At 62.8% G+C, this 18,213-nt stretch carries 13 protein-coding genes; 4 read left to right on the forward strand and 9 right to left on the reverse strand.

The window, feature by feature from the left end; genetic code table 11:
- The first annotated feature begins 3 nt into the window (after positions 1-3).
- Together HRU71_07455 and folE are read left to right on the forward strand one after the other, a co-directional pair.
- On the forward strand, positions 4-456 hold the full coding sequence (locus tag HRU71_07455; GenBank protein QOJ03333.1) for a hypothetical protein: 453 nt from the start codon (positions 4-6) through the stop codon (positions 454-456).
- Positions 457-510: 54 nt separating this feature from the next.
- Positions 511-1,089: a GTP cyclohydrolase I FolE gene (gene folE, locus HRU71_07460; protein QOJ03334.1), complete on the forward strand. Its 579-nt coding sequence runs from the start codon at positions 511-513 to the stop codon at positions 1,087-1,089.
- A gap of 21 nt (positions 1,090-1,110) precedes the next feature.
- On the opposite strand, the gene HRU71_07465 is transcribed toward folE, so the two are convergent.
- The 6 genes from HRU71_07465 to HRU71_07490 form a co-directional block, all read right to left on the reverse strand.
- Positions 1,111-2,853: a hypothetical protein gene (locus HRU71_07465; GenBank protein QOJ03335.1), complete on the reverse strand. Its 1,743-nt coding sequence runs from the start codon at positions 2,851-2,853 to the stop codon at positions 1,111-1,113.
- A gap of 142 nt (positions 2,854-2,995) precedes the next feature.
- Positions 2,996-4,732 (reverse strand): ABC transporter permease, encoded by a 1,737-nt coding sequence (locus HRU71_07470; protein ID QOJ03336.1) that lies wholly within the window; start codon positions 4,730-4,732, stop codon positions 2,996-2,998.
- A gap of 52 nt (positions 4,733-4,784) precedes the next feature.
- The gene (locus tag HRU71_07475; protein ID QOJ03337.1) at positions 4,785-5,972 is read right to left on the reverse strand and encodes an ABC transporter ATP-binding protein; all 1,188 of its coding nucleotides are present in this window, start codon (positions 5,970-5,972) and stop codon (positions 4,785-4,787) included.
- Positions 5,969-7,402, reverse strand: a complete 1,434-nt coding sequence (locus tag HRU71_07480; protein ID QOJ03338.1) for a hypothetical protein — start codon at positions 7,400-7,402, stop codon at positions 5,969-5,971. Before HRU71_07480 ends, HRU71_07475 begins: the two co-directional genes overlap by 4 nt.
- The gene (locus tag HRU71_07485) at positions 7,399-8,412 is read right to left on the reverse strand and encodes a protease modulator HflC (protein ID QOJ03339.1); all 1,014 of its coding nucleotides are present in this window, start codon (positions 8,410-8,412) and stop codon (positions 7,399-7,401) included. Before HRU71_07485 ends, HRU71_07480 begins: the two co-directional genes overlap by 4 nt.
- A 161-nt stretch (positions 8,413-8,573) precedes the next feature.
- Positions 8,574-10,652 (reverse strand): hypothetical protein, encoded by a 2,079-nt coding sequence (locus HRU71_07490; GenBank protein QOJ03340.1) that lies wholly within the window; start codon positions 10,650-10,652, stop codon positions 8,574-8,576.
- A gap of 503 nt (positions 10,653-11,155) precedes the next feature.
- Between HRU71_07490 and HRU71_07495 the strand changes: the two genes are divergently transcribed.
- Positions 11,156-12,442 carry a hypothetical protein gene (locus HRU71_07495; GenBank protein QOJ03341.1) on the forward strand — a complete coding sequence of 429 codons (1,287 nt, stop codon included), beginning with the start codon at positions 11,156-11,158 and terminating at the stop codon, positions 12,440-12,442.
- A 159-nt stretch (positions 12,443-12,601) separates the two neighbouring features.
- The gene (locus HRU71_07500; protein ID QOJ03342.1) at positions 12,602-14,677 is read left to right on the forward strand and encodes a cation-translocating P-type ATPase; all 2,076 of its coding nucleotides are present in this window, start codon (positions 12,602-12,604) and stop codon (positions 14,675-14,677) included.
- Positions 14,678-14,808: 131 nt separating this feature from the next.
- Here the strand turns inward: HRU71_07500 and HRU71_07505 are convergent, their stop codons facing one another.
- From HRU71_07505 to amrS, 3 genes are all read right to left on the reverse strand, one after another.
- Positions 14,809-15,180 carry a sulfurtransferase gene (locus tag HRU71_07505; GenBank protein QOJ03343.1) on the reverse strand — a complete coding sequence of 124 codons (372 nt, stop codon included), beginning with the start codon at positions 15,178-15,180 and terminating at the stop codon, positions 14,809-14,811.
- A 113-nt stretch (positions 15,181-15,293) separates the two neighbouring features.
- Positions 15,294-16,568 (reverse strand): tRNA 2-thiouridine(34) synthase MnmA, encoded by a 1,275-nt coding sequence (gene mnmA, locus HRU71_07510; protein ID QOJ04949.1) that lies wholly within the window; start codon positions 16,566-16,568, stop codon positions 15,294-15,296.
- Between the two features lie 280 nt (positions 16,569-16,848).
- The gene (gene amrS, locus HRU71_07515; protein QOJ03344.1) at positions 16,849-17,973 is read right to left on the reverse strand and encodes an AmmeMemoRadiSam system radical SAM enzyme; all 1,125 of its coding nucleotides are present in this window, start codon (positions 17,971-17,973) and stop codon (positions 16,849-16,851) included.
- Positions 17,974-18,213: the final 240 nt, after the last annotated feature.

Consider the following 18,213-nt stretch of genomic DNA (forward strand, 5'->3'; position numbering starts at 1 on the left):
ATCATGCATCCGACCATCGCCCCACGCTGCCCCGGTCGCACCTGTCGTGCGCGGCTGCCACGCCAATCGGCCCTGGCCGGCTCGTATGCCTGCGCCTGTCCGCGTTGCGGCGAATCGGTCACGCTGAACGTTTCCGACGAGTTGGCCGCCGGGCGCGTCGAATCCTGCCCCGTCTGCCGCGGGAGCGAGTTTTTCATCCGCAAGGACTTTCCCCAGCGGCTGGGCCTGTTGACGGTGATCATTTTTGGCGTGGTAGCGTCCATCTTCTATTACTTCCACAACGTCGTCGCCACGTTTGCCACGCTCGGCTCGCTGGTGGCGGTGGACGCGCTGATTTATCTGTTCGTTGGGCGCGTCACGGTCTGCTACCGTTGCCGGGCCGAGTTCCGCGGCGTCGGATATAATCCCGCCCATGGCGGCTTTGACCTGGCCACCAGCGAGAAGTACGACGCCTGACCCCTAGGCCCCGCGTTTCCATTCGCCGCGTATCTCCACGAGGCTTGCTCTCCGATGAAAGCCGACGACGCACCGCAATTTGATCTGGACCGCATCGCCGCTGCCGTGCGCGAGATTCTCCTGGCCGTCGGTGAGAACCCTGATCGCGAGGGGCTTCGCATGACGCCGCAGCGGGTCGCACGGATGTATGCCGAAATGTTCGAGGGGCTGGCGACGGATCCGCGTCGGCATCTGCAAACCTTCTTCGAGGAAAAATACGACGAACTGGTCGTGCTGCGCGACATCCCCTTTTACTCCATGTGCGAGCACCACTTGCTTCCGTTCATGGGCCGGGCGCACATCGCTTACCTGCCCGACGGCAAGGTCATCGGCTTGTCTAAAATGGCACGGGTCGTTGACGCCTTCGCCCATCGCCCACAGGTGCAGGAGCGGCTGACAACCCAGGTCGCGGAAATTCTCATGCAGGAACTGGGGGCCAAGGGCGTGGCGGTGGTGTTTGAGGCCGAGCACTCGTGCATGACCTGCCGCGGCGTGAAGAAACCCGGCAGCGTGATGGTCACGTCGGCCGTGCTGGGCCTGTGCCGGACCAACACCGCGACGCGTGCTGAAGTCATGTCGCTGCTTCACAGGTAACGGCGCGTCCCCGCGGCGGCATCAGCTCGGACGTGTGGTGGCCGTGTCTTCGCCCGGCGGAAGCGGCGGGATGCCCAGCTTGGCACAGATGTTCTCGTACGTGGCGCGATACATGCGTCCGCCGTACTCGTGTGCGATCCGCTGAACCATCTGCGGAAAGGTCTGGGAGAACTTCTGTCGGCCCGAGACGATGCTTTTGTGGTATCCGTCGTAAACCTCTCTGGCCCGATTCAGGTATCGCAGCGCGCTTTCGTCCTCGTCGTAGGCGTATTCGAGCAGGCCGCGGGCGATGAGGGCCTCGACGCGCGCCAGCGCCTTGGGATAATCGTTGATCTCCCGGTCGAACTTGAACTGCGCCTCGAGGAACCCGTCCAGCCCGCGTTCATACATCGGATCGGGAAACGTCTTCGCCAGGTAGTCGAACAGCTCCCGGGCTTTGGCGTTCTGGTTCTGCTCGTGCAGACGCAGGATCGCCGTTCGCATGAAGTTGACGAACGTAGATTTGAAGTTCTCCGAAACGGGCGACTGCTGCCGTTCGGTCTTGAGGTACTCCTTGGAGTCCTCCAGAAACGCCCGCATCAGCGCCGGAATCACCCGCACGTCCGGCGACATCAGCGGCGGTTCGCCCAGCTTGGCCTGACGGCTCATCGTCAGCCGCCCGCGGTGAAACATCTTCTGCAAACAGAAAAACTCGATGCGGTTGGTGTTCAGCCGATGAATATCAAGCCGGGTCTTGGGGTCCGCACCCTTTTCCATCCCCATGTTCGCCCAGTACAGCGCGTGAGCCTCGGGCAGGCGAAAGTCCAGCGTCAACTCAAATCCCTTCTGCATCGCCACAATTCGCACGGGATCGAGCTTCACTTCGTTTCGCAGCCGCCACGCTCGCCAGTACCGCTCCAGCGCCGTCCGCGCGTCAGCCAGCTCGGGGTCTTCCATCAGCTTCTTCAACGCGACCTTGCGATCCTCCTGCTCGCCCGGCGCGGCGTTGGCGACTTGAAACTCACCCGTCTTCAGATTCCCCAGCAGGCTCAAGTACACGCCGGGCCTGGACACGTCAAAATCGAATCCGCGCAAGGCGTCAACCAGTCGCCGCACGACGGCACCCTTTAACAACTCCTCGAAACGCACCGGCATCACCGCCAGCGCGTCGTACGGATAATCACGATAATAATCCCCTTCCACGCGGCCGGGCTTGACCCATCCATCCGGAGGCGGACCGAGGATGTCCTCCATCTGAAGGGCGAATTGTAACTTGTAGTACGAGTGCATCTCGTCCATGAAGTCGCCGACCTTGTGAAACAGAATCCACGACAATTCCCGGTAGAGTTGCGTGCTGTTCGGATTCAGCGGGATGCCCTTGTCGCGAATCAGCTCGTAGCCGTTCTTCACCCAGCGCCATCGTTCTTCCGGCGTCTTCAGCGTGACCGAGATGTTGTACGCCATGTTCCAGCCCTGGAACGCCCACACCGCGGCGAACTTCGGCTGCAACTCGCAAATCCGCCTGGCCAACTGATAGGCATCGAAGGTGCGGCCTTCTTCCTTCAGCTTCGTCGCGCGCAACCACAGATAATCGACGATCACCGCGCGACCCAGCGCCAACAGCGGCGTCAGAAGCAGCGACGGCTGCACCTCGCGCGGAACCGGCGGCTGCGAGAGCTGATGCATGGCCCGCTGGGCATTCAGCGGGCCGATCAGCAGCGACGACAGGGCGATCGTCGCCACCCCGCCTGCTCCGAACAGCCATTTTCTGGTTCCAGGTCGCATGATGAGTGGTCAGTCGTCAGGGGTCACGGTGGTCAATCATTCGTTGATGGGCGAGCAGTGCCTTTCCTTAGGCCGGTTCAATGCTCACGGTGCCTCGGTGCCGTTATTTTGACGTTTCGCTTTCTTGTCGGTTCGACGTTTCTCATACGATCACCGCCGCGATCTCGCGCCGCCGCAGCGTGAACACGCCGATCACTATCGCCAGCGCCGCCTTGATCATGACAAACTTCCATGTCTGCTCCCAGAGGACGTCCCAACCCACGGCGCGACCTTCGATCAGCTTGTCCACCGGGCTGACATCACCCAGCGCCATGATCCAACTGATCGCATCGATCGTCATGCGGCGAACCTCAAACGCCAAACCGGGACTGTCAAGCCCGATGTAGTCCTTGGTCACCGCCAGGGCCTCCGCCAGAAAGCCCGTGCTGCACGAAATGATATAAATCGTCACGCAGATCAACGCTCCCACCGGAAAGCTCAAAAACGTCGACGCGCACACCGCGATGGCGCCCAGGCAAGCCAGTGGAATCATCGTCGCCAGCCATACCTGCAACAGCCCCGTCTCAAAGGAACCGACCCGATAGAGGACTTCCAGATCGCGCGCTTCATGATCAAACACCGCCGTGACGTCACGAGGATCCACATTCTGGAAGACGACGCTGATCGTGCCGTCGTCGCTGACGCTTTGAACGGGAATCTCCAGCTCGTAGGCCGTGTTGACGGGGAACGCGTCCACCGTCTCGAGGTAGCTTGGTTTCGTCGGGTCGCCGATGCCCCAGACGCACAGGATCGTGTTCTCCTCCAGCGTGCGCCCCATGATCTCGGCCGCTTCGGGCGGCCCCCCGAGGTTTCGAATCTTGAATCGAATGCTCATGATGAACGACGGGTCGCGGCGCGGCGGCGGCCCCTTCATGATGAACTGCCGTCCCTCGAAGCGGGGCACCGTACAGAACATCCCGCTGATCTCCAGCAGAATCTGATCGCGCGTCCGTTTTTCGCTCCAGCCTTCAGGCAGCCGGCCCTCCTCCCGCAACTGGTTGTAGCGCTCATCGACCAGCTTGGAGAAATCCGGCAATTTCGCCGCGACGGCCGCGCGCGAGACGAGCACCTGTCGGCGCACCTCGTCGTATCGCCGCAGGTTCACGCGCATCGGCTCGGACAACTTCAACAGCATGTCAAACACCTGCTGCGTCGTGAACCCCAGCGTCTCCGCGAACTTCTCGACAATCGGGCTGGCGATGCCGGGCTTGCCGATTCCGCTGACGCGATCGAGTGCGTCGACGAGACTCGCGGCCTGGGACTGCGTCAAGCCGCCCTTGGTCGACAGCTCCGCCGCAAGATCGCGCTTGAATCCATTGACGATCGCGCGCGAGCCGGCATACGTCGCCAGCGTCGCGACGAACAGCAGGAAGGCGTTCATCACCATCACGCCGGTCCACTTCCCCATCACGATCTGCCACCGCGCGATGGGCTTGCTCACGATCGAGTAAATCTGCCGGCTGGCGATTTCCACCGAGAGCGACCGGCACGCGAAGAAGACCGTCAGCAACGCCAGCATGAACGACGTGAACCCCAGGCTGTAGCCCATGAACATCTGGACGCGGCCCTTGATCGTGCCGTCGCCCTCCGCCGTCACGTAGAAAAACGGCAGGCTCACAAGAATGAGCAACGCGAAGCCCGATGCCGTCCGGGCGCGAATCCCCTCGGCCAGCGTCGTCCGTGCAACCGCCGCGATGCGACGGCCCGCGCCGCCCAGTTCCCATCCACCGATCTCCCCTCCCTGGCGCGAGAAGGCGCGGCGCAGCACGTAGCCCAGCGTCACCAGGGCCATGAAGGCCCCGATGCTGAACATCACCATGAAGAAGGTGTTTTCGTCCACGGACTCGCTCGTTGAAGGTGCGTCGGGGCGCGGCGTGCCCGCGCGATCGTGACTATGGACCGTCCTTGCGTTTCGTCAGCCGATCGAGCACCGAGCGATCCGGTTTGGATTCGCCGGCTGGGCTGGGCCGTGGTGCCGGCTCGACCGGCGTCATTTGGGGTTTGGCCTTGCCCGTCAATCCTGCCAGCACGTCCGCTCGCGGCACGGGCGCGGCCTCGACCGGTTCGGTTGTCACGCGCGGTCCGCCGTCGGCTGGCACCGCGCGGCCCGCCTGCACCAGCGATTCCACCAATGCCGCGCCGCGCTTCTTCTCGGCCGACAGGAAACCCGCCACGCCCGTCGACACTTCCGCGCCGCTGGTCTGCAACTGATCCCGCTGCGCCTGGCCCACGACGCGCAGAAAAAACGCCTCCAGCCGATCCGTCGGGTGTTCAACCGCCATCACTTCGCTGCCGGCGGCTGCCACCACCTTACGGATCTGTTCGATTGTCTTCTCATCCAACTGGCGCGCGACGATCTGCGTCACCTCACGGCGCTCCAGCAATTCATTCACCGGTCCCAGCGCGCGCCGCCTGCCGCCGTACATGATGCATACCCGATCGCACACGTCCTCCACGTCCGCCAGCAGGTGGCTGCACAGCAGGACGGTCTTGCCGTGCTCGGCCAGCGCCTTGATGACGTCCTTGATCTGGCTCGTGCCGACCGGATCCAGCCCGGTCGTCGGCTCGTCAAGAATCAGAAGGTCGGGATCGTTGATGAGCGCCTGGGCCAGGCCGATCCGCCTTGCCATGCCCTTGGAATACGTGCCGACCGTCCGCCGTCCCGCGCGGCGCAACCCGACCATCTCGATCAACTGCTCGGTGCGCCGCCGCCGCTCGTGTCGATCCAGCTTGAACAGCCGCCCGTAGTAATCCAGCGTCTCGTACGCGTTGAGGAAGCGGTACAGGTACGATTCCTCGGGCATGAAACCGATGCGGGACTTCACCGCCGTATCCGTCGGCGGCCGGCCGAAGACGCGGGCCGCGCCGGTCGTGGGATACAACAGGCCCAGCAGCATCTTGATGGTTGTCGATTTTCCGGAGCCGTTCGGCCCCAGCAGCCCGAACACTTCGCCCGGCTGAATTTCGAGGTCCAGATGGTCGACGGCCAGCACCTTGTCCCGCCCCCAGAAGTCCTGAAAGACCTTGGTCAGCGACAGGCACTGAACGACGGGCGGCGCGGTAGACGAGGAATGGCTCATTGGATCAACTTGGGCACTTCAAACGGCTTGGCCGTTTCCTGGCCGGGCTTCTTCTTTTCTTCTGGCTTCTGGAGCGGCGGCCGCGCGATCTGCAACCAGAACCGGTCGCCCGTTCGCGGCACGAACGTCTTGAGGATCTTCTCATTGTTCATCGCCGCCGCGAACGTCTCGTCGTACATGCGTGACATGAAAATGTCCGGGTTGCGGAGATACTCCGGCAGCAAGGCCATGAACTGATTGAACTCGCCCTCGGCCTCTTTCACGATCTGATCGCGCCGCACCTCGGCGTTGCGGATGATCTCCTGCACCTGCCCGCTGGACGCGTGCAGCAATTGCTCGGTTTTCGATTGCAGCGATGCCAGCTCCGACTTCAGCGCGCCGGACTCCGCCGCGCCCGCGGAGGACAGCTTCAGCATCAACTCAAACTCCGCGTTCACCTGATCCGCCAGCGCCGCGTATTGCGGTCCGGCCGTCTGGAACAACTTCGACTGCGCCTCGGCCTCGGCCTTCTTGATCGCCACGGCCATCTGCGACTGCGCCGAGAGCACCTGATCAAAAACTTCCTGCGTCTGACGCGGCGGGAGAATCGCCTCGACCGTGCTGGTCTTGGGCGCGAGCACGCCGGTCGCCGGATCGAGCGTCAACCCCAGCGGCAGCCCGGCCTGCTCGAACTCGCGGAACTTGCCCAGCAACCGCAGCGCGACGGCCTCGAGAAACTCGTTCTGCTTTGTGCCGCGGATGTCCAGCGCGCCGCGCTGCGCCGCCGTCTCAATCACGGCATCGCGCACGAGGCTCGTGAGCAGCGTGTACTCCGGATACAGCCGATAGGGGTAAGACCGCACGTCGGCCGTCGGATCGGGCGCGGGCTTGATGTTCGTCAGGTAGGCGACCGCGTCGGCGACCTTGTACTTGATGGTCAGCGAGGCATGAAGAATGTTCACGTCGCCGGTGATGAGGTAATCGTCTCGCTCCGGGCTAAGCGTGCCGTACTTGTAGCCCTTGATGCCGCCGGTCTTTTCGTCGTCCGACAACTGGAACATGAACTCGACCGGCAACTCACGCTCGTTCACGGCGACCGTCTCAAAACGCTCGAACGGGTACGGCCAGGACCAGTGCCACCCTGGCGGCAGCACGGGATCCTGGCTCATGTCGTCCTTCGACGCGCCGACGATCCGACCGTAGCGCAGCTTCACGCCGACTTCGTTCGGCTGCACCGTCGAAAAGCCGCTTAGAAAGTAAACCACCACCAGCACGAACATGAGCAGCTTCAGAATGCTGAAGCTCTTGCGCAACGCGTCGGCCAGCGACTGATTCGCCAGGTCGAGATCGCCATCCGGCAGCACCTTCAACGGGCCGTATCCTCCCGCGGTGCCCACGCCGTGATCGTGCCCAGGTGAAGGATCGTGATGTCCACCGGGTCCGCTGCTCATGGGCGATGCCTCGGCTTCTCAATGGGCGGTTTGTCTCCGGACGGATGACTCAGCGCCGCCCGGGTTGGTTCCTCCATGTTCACCGCGCCGACCTGGTTCGATCCGATTGAGCCGCGAACCGCCTTGGTCGCGTCGCGCAACAACTTGAACAACTCGATCACGTCGGCATCGAGCACCAGCGTCGTCTGGCCGGCCAGCACTTTCAGCAGCGTCTCGCGCTTCTTGAGAAAATCGCTCAACGCGCGGTTCTTGTCGAACTCCTTGTAGTACTTCGCCGCTTCGGCCTCGCCTTTGCCCTCGATCGACTTCGCATAGGCCGACGCACGGGCCAGGATCTTGTTGGAGATTTCCTCGGCCGTCACGCGAATCTCCCGCGCCTTCGCGTCGCCCTCGGCCGACAGCTCCTTGATCGTCTTGGTCCGGTCTTCCTTCATGCGGTTGAAGACTTCGCCCGTCACCGATTCCGGGATGCCCAGCCGCTTGATGCCGACGCTCACCACCTCGATGCCGTAATTGTCTCGCGCCGGCTGGCGGATGCCTTCGAGAAACTCCTTCTCAATCTGCGCGAACTTCATCTCCTCGGGATTCACGTTCACAAGATGGCTCAACGGATGCCCGCGCAACACGATCGACACCCGGTTCTCCAGCATGTCGCGAATCTTCACGCCGGCCGTGTCCTCGCGGCCCACCGCCTTGAGAAACTGCTTGCCGTCGCGGATTCGCCAGGTCGCGTAGGCCGTCAGCACGACCGTCTTCTGATCCTCGGTGCCGATCTGCCGGAACTCGGTCTCGAAGCTGCGCAGCCGCGTGTCGTAGCGATGCACCGCCTCGATCGGCCACGGCAACTTGAAGTGCAACCCGGCCTGTTCGGCGGGAATCACCTCCTTGATCTGATCGAATCGCGTGACGACGGCCGTCTCGGTGAAGCGCACCTGAAACGCGCACATCATCAGGCAGACAACGGCCAACAGAATCGCCGCAACAAAGAGGGTGGATACTTTCGGTGACATAATTTGTTTCCAGCAGGGGTCGGATCACGGATAGCCGTTAGCCAATCCAACTATCCCGCATCGGACCTTTCTCAACGTGCTTGGCGCCGCAGAATGGCGGGCCGTACCCACTCGACGACTACGACGCTCCGTTTCAATTCCTTGACGCTTCGACGTTTCACTCAATCCCCTTTCGCCTCGCTCGCAGCCAGCTCGGCGCCGAGCGCTTCGAATCCGACCGGCGGTTTGAGATCCAAATCGTACACCACCTTGTCCGGCTCATCGAGAAGAATCACGTACTTCCGAATGTCTTTCAGCCCTTCTTCAAGCATGCGCAGATACGAACGCAGCATGTAGGTATAAGGCGACGACTCGTACGCGGCCAGGTGCAACCGGTAGAACTCCGCATCCGACTTTTCACGAAAAACGCGATTCATCGTCTTCATCTGGGCCATGGCCACGACTTCGCGCGCCGTGCCGCCCGATTCCTCGCGCAGCATGCGCTCCACTTGTTCCGTGGCCGATGCCGTCGACGCGCCGTTCTCATGCCGTGCCGAGTCCTCCAACCGGATTGCGTCGTAAATCTTCTGCCACGTCGGACCAGCTGCCAGCATCTTCGTCGCCGCCGCCTCGCCCTCGGCCTTGCGAATCGTCGACTCACGCTTTTCATACGCCGTGACGACTTCTTCGTACGTCTTGGCCACGTCCTGATCCGGCGGCGGATGCACCCCGCCGATTCCGACGTAGACAATTTGAACACCCAGTCCTTCACCGTCGTCGCCCGCCTGATCGCAGGCCCGTTGCAACCCCTCATGCAAATGCGCCGCCGCGTCCAGGCCGCCCTTGCCAAGCAAATCCAGGATGTCCGCGCCGGCCGCGTACCGCGTCAGTTCTCGAAACGCCAGCGATTCCAGAATCTTGGCGACGTCTTTGGACTGCGCGTGAAACCGAATGACCTCCGCGTCGGCGTCCTTCACGCGCCACTGAACCGGCATGTTCATGCTGACAAGATTGATCGGCGTCTTCGACGCGGCCGAGGCCGCCCGATCCGCCACCAGCAGTTGATACTCCTTCTTGTAGTGCTTCTTGGTCCAGAGAATCGGAAGACCCGCCAGACGCTTCTCCGTCTCCGCGTCCTTCTCATATCCGATTTCCAGGCGTTGCACGCGCTCCACCGGGATCAGCGTCGCGCGATCCAGCGGCCACGGCCACGTCAGATGAACGCCCGGTTTCGCCGTCGTCGTCGGTCGGCGACCCAATCGCTCAATCACCGCCTGATGCCCCGGCGGCACCACGACGATGCACGTCACCGCCATAATGACCGCCGCCTGCACCAGCAGCAGCGGAACCACGACGCGGCCCATCAACTTGTAGAACCACGTCTCGCTGACCTTGAAGCCGAACTGGTAGTCAATCGTGCGCGAGATGTTGCGCAAAATACCGCCCGGCTCGCTGAACATCCCCAGGAACCGGCTGTCGTAGAACGGCCGCTGCTCCTGGCCCGGTGTTCGCGGGCGATAGAAGTCCAGCACAAAGTTCAATACCGTCTCGCAGGCGAGCAGGACAAGCAGAACGCCGATCCCCATGCCGACCCAGTAGTCGGCCGTCTCGACGCCGGTGAGATTGACCAGAATGCCGATCGACGCCGCGAAGCAAACGACGCACGCGCCGAACATGAAGTTGCCGCCGGCGCGAAGGTGTGAATAACCCGCCAGCCGGCTCATGCCCAGGGCATACCGGCTCATCATGAAGAAGACAAACGCAAGACCGCCGGTGAAGAAGATCAGCACGCGGTCATTGATGATTGGTCCGCCGACGTTGCCCGCGATCGGTGGAAACTGAAACCGCCAGGGGAAGATGAGCAGCGCCGCCGCCACGTGAGCCGCAGCGCCGATCAGGGCCAGCGTCGGCACGAGATAACGCTCGATGGAACGAAGCCGCCGACCCATCGCCAGCTTCTCCATCTGGTCGGCGTCTTCGTCGTCGAAGATCGTCTGGGCGCCGCCGAGCTTCTCGCGCCGCTGGCGCTCCAACTCGGCCAGTTCGAGCTTTTCCTCCTCAAGCAGCCGTTGTTGATGAACCTGAATCCAACAGAGAATCCATACTCCGATCGTGCAAAAAACCTGGAAGCCCGCCGCCCACACGGTGATGGAACTGCCGCGCGTCCACACCCCCAGGATGCCCAAAACCACCGACGCCACCAGCGCCAGCAACGCCCCGAGCAGGGCGACCGTCTCTCCGCGTCGATCTATCGATTGCATGAACGTGATCCGTTAAAGGCGCTCGGCGGTGTGGTGATGCGTCTGGTCCAGGATCCGCCGGGACGAAAATCGCACGCTCCGGACGGCTTCGGCCGGGGTCGTTTCCTTGTTCAGCACTTTCAGCCGACGGACCGGCCCTTTCACCAGCCGGCTTTTGCGTGAAGCAACAGGCATATCATGCTTAAGACGCCACGGGTCGCCGCTACGCCGGTTTCGGTTTCAACTTCGCTTCGCGTTGTCAAGGCTCGCTATTGTAGGGGCCACACGCCGCATGCCAAGTCGGACGGAAGCAGTAAGCGAGGAGGCATGAACTCATGTGCCATTCATTCAGTATGGTTCGGTGAGGTGCCCATTCTAAACCTGCTCCCTCTCATCCGTACCACCTTGCCCTGAAACTTCCCTATCATTTCACGAACCAAGCGGCATCTGCCACCGTCCTTGACCGTGCCGGCCAGCCAACGTATTTATGCAGGCCCAGAAACGACTGCGGCCAACCAACAGCCATGGACCCCATCAATGGGTCCTTCGAAGAGTCGCCCGACGGCCTGCTCCATGAGGCCAAAGGCTCACCGCTCAAGGCAACCTGCTCAATGATCCAACTCCTAGGCGTCGCCAAGAACTCCTACCTCCAGACCCTGCGACAGCCGGTCTATGGGATCATTGTGCTCGTCACGCTGGGGGGGCTGGCCATGGCACCGACCGTGACCGGTTGGACCCTCGACGATGACAACAAAATGCTGCGCGATCTGGGACTTTCTACGCTGCTCATCCAGGGTTTGTTCCTGGCATGTTTCGCCGCGTCGAGCGTCCTGAACACCGAAATCGACGACAAAACCGTCCTCTCCGTCGCCGCGAAGCCCATCGCACGATCCGTTTTTCTTTCCGGCAAGTTCTTCGGCGTCTTCGGTGCCATCGCCACCGCCCACTACCTCGCGGGACTGGTTCTCTACATGGTCATCCGTCACGGAGTGCTCCAAGCGGCCTACGAAAAATCAGATCTGACCGTCATTTTCCTCGGGCTGATCCCGCTTGCGTCGATGCTTATCCTTGGGGCCGTTCTGAATTACCTGTTCGATTGGCGCTACCTCCCCACCGTCATCACGCTCTTTCTGATCACCGGTTCTTTTTCCACTCTGGTTCTCCTCGCCATCGACCGCGACTGGAAAATTCAGGCTTACGAAGTCACCCAGATCGTCGATCCGCTCCCGCCGGAGATCAGCGACCCCGCGATGCTGCGCGGCATCGTCGAGTTTCGACCTGATCCCGGACAGGCACACCTCACCGGCCACAAAGGGGTCATCGTTCGCAAATTGTGGAAAGGCCCGATAACCGAACAAGACCTTGAGTACCTGATGGGGCTTTCATCGAGCATCGTCTGGAAGAACGACTGCCGATTTCTCGCCGACAAAGCCCGCGAGATGCAAGGCAGCGAGATCTTCAAATCCGCGATTCTTGTTCTCGGAGCGCTGGGACTGCTCACGGCGATCGCGCTGGCTGCTTCGACGCGCCTGGGACTGATGTCAACGTTTCTGATCTGCCTCGCGGCTGTGGGAGTCGGGCTGACGGTCGATCACATCATCCGCCCCATAGCGGATTCCGGAGCAACGTGGGCGCGAATCGCCGCGAATGCCCTTCCGAACTTTCAGATGTTCTGGATGGTAGATGCTCTGGCGGATGATCGTGTGATCCCGTGGAGCTACGTCGGCGCGGCCATGGGCTACTGCGCCGTGTACTCACTGGGCCTGCTCCTGCTCGGTATCGCCCTGTTTGAGACCCGCGAGGTGGGGTAGGATAGACCGGAGAAACGTCAAAACGTCCAAAAGTCAAACAAAGGCACCCGGGGAAGGCGCAGGGTGGGCACTGCCCACCATTCGGACGCATGATGCGTCCCGAGCGCACCTTCAAATTGGCTCACAGCGAAACACTCACGGCTAAAGGTTCTGATTGACATGGCTCACCAAATCATCGGCGTCGGCGCGGCGGAAGCGGAACACTACGCCCACCACCACGACCACAAACACGATCACAACCACAGCCATTTCCATGAGCACGCCGGCTCGGCCGCCCACGCCGCGCGCTCGGCGACCTTCTGGCTCTTCCTCACCTTTGCCGGCGGCATCCTTGTCCTGACCAGCTACTACATCCAATGGTTCAGCCCGGTCGTCGAGACAGTTGACGAATTAGGCCGCGTCACAGTGACCTATCAATACCAGTTCCACATGGATCTTGTCGCCGCCGTCGGCGCGCTGCTCCTGGCCTTTCGCATCATTGGCTACGCCCTGCGAAACCTGTTGAGCGGCCACATGCACATGGACGAACTCGTCGCCCTCGCCATCGTCGCCAGCATCGGCATCGGCGACTACCGCGCGGCCGGCGTCATCGGATTCTTCCTGCTGCTTTCCGAGATCGTCGAGACGCGCACGGCCATCGGCGCGCGGGCCAGCATTGAGGAACTGATCCGCCTCACCCCCAAGACCGCACGGCTCATCACGCCGCAGGGCGAGCGCGAGGTCGAAGCCATCTCGCTTCAGAAGGGCCAGCGCGTTCGCGTGCTGCCCGGCGACAACGTGCCCGCAGACGGCGTCGTCGTCTCCGGCGAATCGACCATTAACCAAGCGAACATCACTGGTGAATCGCTCCCGGTGGACAAGCACCCCGGCGACCCAGTCTTTTCCGGCACGTCCAATTTGACCGGCGCGCTGGAGGTCGAAGTCACCCGCGTCGGCGAAGAGACCACCCTCGGCAAGGTGCAGGAGCTGATCCTCGCCGCCGAACGCACGCGCATCCCCATCATGCGGCTGATCGATCGCTACGTCGGCTGGTACACGCCCGTGATTCTCATGCTCGCGGCCCTCGTGCTGTTCTTCACCAAGGACGACAACGGCATGTACCGCGCCATCACCATGCTTGTCGCGAGCTGCCCCTGCGCCCTGATCATGGCGACGCCCACGGCCATGGTCGCCGGATTGTCGTGCGCGGCCCGACTGGGCATCCTGATCAAGGACGTGACGCACCTCGAAGGCGCGGGCCGGCTCAACGCCGTGGTGTTCGACAAAACCGGCACGTTGACAACCGGCGAATTGTCCGTCACGCGCCTGATCCCGCTCGAAGGCGTCGATGGCGCCGATCTGCTGGCGACCGCCGCCTCGGCGGAGTTGCAGAGCAACCACCCGGCGGCGCGGGCGATCAACGACGTCGCGCGCGAAGCGAACGTGAGCGTGACTCGACCGGAGAAGTTCGAGGAAGTCGCCGGTCGCGGCGTGGCGGCGCGAGTCGGCGGCGCGGAGGTGCTGGTCGGCCGCGAGACGTTCCTGCGCGAGCGCGGGGTGGATACGTCGGTGGCCGCGGCGGTGGTTGAACAGATCGAGGGCATGAGCCAGCTTTACGTCGCGCGCAACGGACGCGTGCTGGGTGTGGTGGGATTGGAAGATCGCACGCGTCATGCGGCGCGCGAGGCCGTCGATGAGCTGCGCGCGATCGGCATGCGCCGCGTGGCGATGCTCACCGGCGATCGACAAGGCGTGGCCCGGCGCGTGGCGGCGGAGATGGGCTGCACCGAGTTCAAGGCCGACTGCCTGCCGCAGGAGAAGCTCGATCTCGTCGAGCAGATGAAACGCGAAGGCTATCGCGTCGCGGTGATCGGCGACGGCGTGAACGATGCGCCGGCGCTGGCGGCGGGCGATCTCGGCATCGCCATGGGCGCAGTCGGCAGCGATGTCGCCATCAACTCGGCGTCGATCGCGCTGCTGAACAACGATCTGACGCGCATTCCGTTCCTGATCCGCTTGAGCCGCGCGACGCGAAAGGTCGTGGTGCAGAACCTCGTCTTCGGCGTTTTGTTCGTGGTGACGGTCATGGCGCTCGGCGCGTTCGACGTCATCCGTCCGACGCTCGCGGCCGCCCTGCACACCGCTTCGACGCTCGTCGTCGTCTTCAACTCGGCGCGGCTGGTGCGCTTCGGCGAAGAGAAGCAGACGCACGAGCAGATGATGCACGGCGCGAGCGGCGCTCCGGCGCGCGCGTAAGCGCGATCCGACACGCCATCGCATGCACGCTCCTCCAGGCGTTTTGCTTCAGCATTCATCGAAGCCGGCGGATGGCCATCCGTCGGCTTCCGGGACATTCATTCGATTCGCCGGTTTCCATCGCCGTGCCGTCAATCCGTCACAATCGAATGGCCCGCTTCCTTCCACGCGCGAAAGCCGCCGTCCATCGAGATGACGTTTCGATAGCCCATTTTCTGCAAACTTTCGGCAACCAGCGCCGAGCGAAAGCCGCCACCACAATACAGCACCAGCTCGGTATTCGGATCGGGGTACTTCGTCTCGATGTCGCGCTCGATGATGCCGCGGCCCAGGTGCACCGCTCCGGGTAGATGACCCGCGGCCCATTCGTTGTCTTCGCGCACATCGACCAGCACGAACGTCTCGCCGCGATCCATTCGCGCCTTCACCGTCGGCACGTCCGTCTCGCGTACGTGTTGCTTCGCTTCGCTCACAAGTTTGAGAAATCCGGGGGCGTGTTTCATGTGAAACGCTCCATCTGAATCCAATTGGAAAGCTCCATCCGAAGCCGACGAATTGCCGTTCATCGGCTTGCCGGGCGGAAGACTCGCGCCATTTCGCTACGCGCGGCAACGCATCAAACCGCCGCGTCGATCCAGCCGCCGCCGAGAACAATCTCGCCGTCGTAGAACACCGCCGCCTGACCCGGCGCGACGGCCCACTGCGGCTCATCGAAACGCACGGTCACGGTATCAACACGCCGCGTGGACTCACCGTTGGATGCGCCCGATCGGATGGCGTCGCCGGCACTGCTGCGGTCACCGTTCGCGGCGTCGATCGTCACCGTCGCCGGCGCGGCCGCGTGGTTGTAGCGCACGCGCACCTGCGCGCGGATCGGGCCGGACGGCCGGTCGATGAGCCACTGCACATCGCTCGCTCGAAGCGCGCCAGTCAGCGCTGCTTCGCGCGGGCCGACCGTCAGGGTACCCGTCGATGCGTCCAAACCGGTGACATAAATCGGCGTGCCCTGGGCCACGCGCACGCCGCGCCGCTGGCCGATCGTGAACTGCGGCAGGCCGTCATGCCGGCCCAGCACACGCCCATCGACGTGGCGAATCTCGCCCGGCACGAACGCCTCGGGCCGCCGCGCGCGAACCACCGCCGCGTAATTCCGGTCCGGCACAAAGCAGATGTCCTGCGACTCGGCCTTGTCATGCACGGCCAGCCCCAGCCGCCGCGCGTGGGCGCGAACCTGCTCTTTCGTCAAGTCGCCAAGCGGGAACAGCGTGCGCCGCAGCATCCGTGTCGAAACGCCGAACAGAAAATACGATTGATCCTTCTCGGTGTGCCGCGCCGTGCGCAGGATCGGCCTCGCCATGCCCGCTCCGTCTTCGCGCCAGTCGAGCCGGGCGTAGTGACCGGTGGCGATGTACTCCGCACCGACGGCGTCCGCATAATTCCGCAGCTTGCCGAACTTCAGCCACGAGTTGCACAACACGCAGGGATTCGGCGTGCGGCCGACGGCGTATTCGTCGGCGAAGCGATCGATGAGCTTGGAGAAGTCCTTCTCAAAGTTGATCGCGTAGAAGGGAATGCCCAGCTTGCCGGCGACCACGCGCGCATCGGTCGCGTCCTCGGCCGAGCAGCAGCCGCGATGACGATCCCCGCGCGGCGTGGCGGACTGCACCGGCAGCGGCACGGTTCGCGGTGTCTGCGGCGAGAATTCGTGGGCGTTGATGGCGCATGCGTCCTGTGCCGCGCGAGAGTCCTTTGCCGCACATGCGTCGTTTGCCGAATCGTCGCCTTGCGGCCCGTGATCGTGCGAACCCAGGCGCATGAAGACGCCGACCACGTCGTAGCCCTGCTCGTGGAGCAGGCAGGCCGCGACGCTGGAATCGACGCCGCCGCTCATGGCGACCAGAACACGTGAACGCGTGGACATGGGAGAATTGTATCAGTTGAATGCGGGAAAGAAAAACGTTTCCAACGAGCCGATTGCGCAAGCAATTGTTCGATTCGCAGCCGATCAACCGCCACGGCGAACCGCCGGATGGCTCGATCCGTTATTCATGATTTCGATTGTTGTGCAATCGGCTGGTTGAATTCGTTCCGACGCCGGCTCTTTCTCTGCATTCTTAATTCTTAATTCGATCTTCTTCACTGCTTCGCCGTTCACGTTTCGCGATTCGCAATCAATCCAGCGGCCCGAGGACCGGCAGGGGGATGCCGCTTCCAACCGAGCGCACCGGCATGGCACTGTCCCAGACGCCGGCGATCGCGGCGGCGCACTGCGGACACTTGCCCGGTTCGCGCATGCGATTCTCATGGACGTAAAAGCCCTCGCGGCGAATCACGATCGCGTCGCACGCCGGGCAATGAGTCGATTCCAGATCGCCCACCAGGCCGTGCAGGTTGCCGGGATAAACGAATCGCAAACCCGCCGTCTTGCCGATCTCGTACGCCCGCAGCAGCGTCTGCTTCGGCGTGCGCGGCGTGTCGGCCATTTTGTAATCGGGATGAAACGCCGTGACGTGCCAGGGGATGTCGCGCGAAACGCCCGCGAGGAACGTCGCGATCCCTTTCAATTCCGCGTCGCCGTCGTTGAAGCCCGGCACGATCAGCGTGACCACCTCGACCCAGTAGCCCATCTCGACAAGCTGCTCAATTGTGGCCAACACGTTACTCAAGACGCCGCCCAGCTCGCGATACCGCCGGTCGTCAAACCCCTTCAGATCGACCTTGTACAAATCCACGTACGGGCGAAGAAATTTCAACACCTCCGGCGTGCCGTTGCCGTTCGAGACGAACCCGCACGTCAGCCCGCGCGCTTTGGCCGCCTTGAACACTTCGACCGCCCATTCGGCCGTGATGAGCGGCTCGTTGTACGTGGAAACGACGACCGGCGCGCCGTGCCCGACGGCAAGCTCCGCCAACCGAACAGGATCGGTGAACCGCGGCAGGCTGACGGCCTCGTCGTCGCGCAGCGCCTGCGACGTAATCCAGTTCTGGCAATACGAGCAATGCAGATCGCATCCGAGCATGCCGAACGAGAGGGCATCGCGTCCGGGGAAGGCGTGATAGAACGGCTTTTTCTCTATCGGGTCGATCTGCAATCCGGCGACGTAGCCATATGGCACGCGCAATTCGCCGCCCGCGTTGAAGCGCACCCGGCAGACGCCGCTTCGCCCCTCGCGAATGCTGCACCGATGACCGCAAGCAAAGCAGCGAATGGCGTCGCCCTCGACGCGCACCAGCGCCGGGTCCGCGGCGGCGGTGTTTTCGTGGAGGACCTTCTTGAGCGATGCCGTTGCCGACATGGCGGCTGTTTCCTCATGACCCACTTGGATTATAGAGAGGACGTGACCGGCGATTGCGGCCTGGGTTGGCCAACCAGGGCGATTGCAAGCGACATAAAACGTTTATCCTGGCCATTCGAGGAACCTGATGGACATGAAATGTGACTGGAATGGTGCATGCTGGGTCTCGCACTTGGGCAAGGTCATGGGGGAAGATAAAATGAGGGTCTCGATTCGCGCCCGTTGGCGCGGTTGTCCTCC

The organism is Planctomycetia bacterium, from assembly GCA_015200345.1.
Lineage (GTDB): Bacteria > Planctomycetota > Phycisphaerae > UBA1845 > UTPLA1 > PLA3.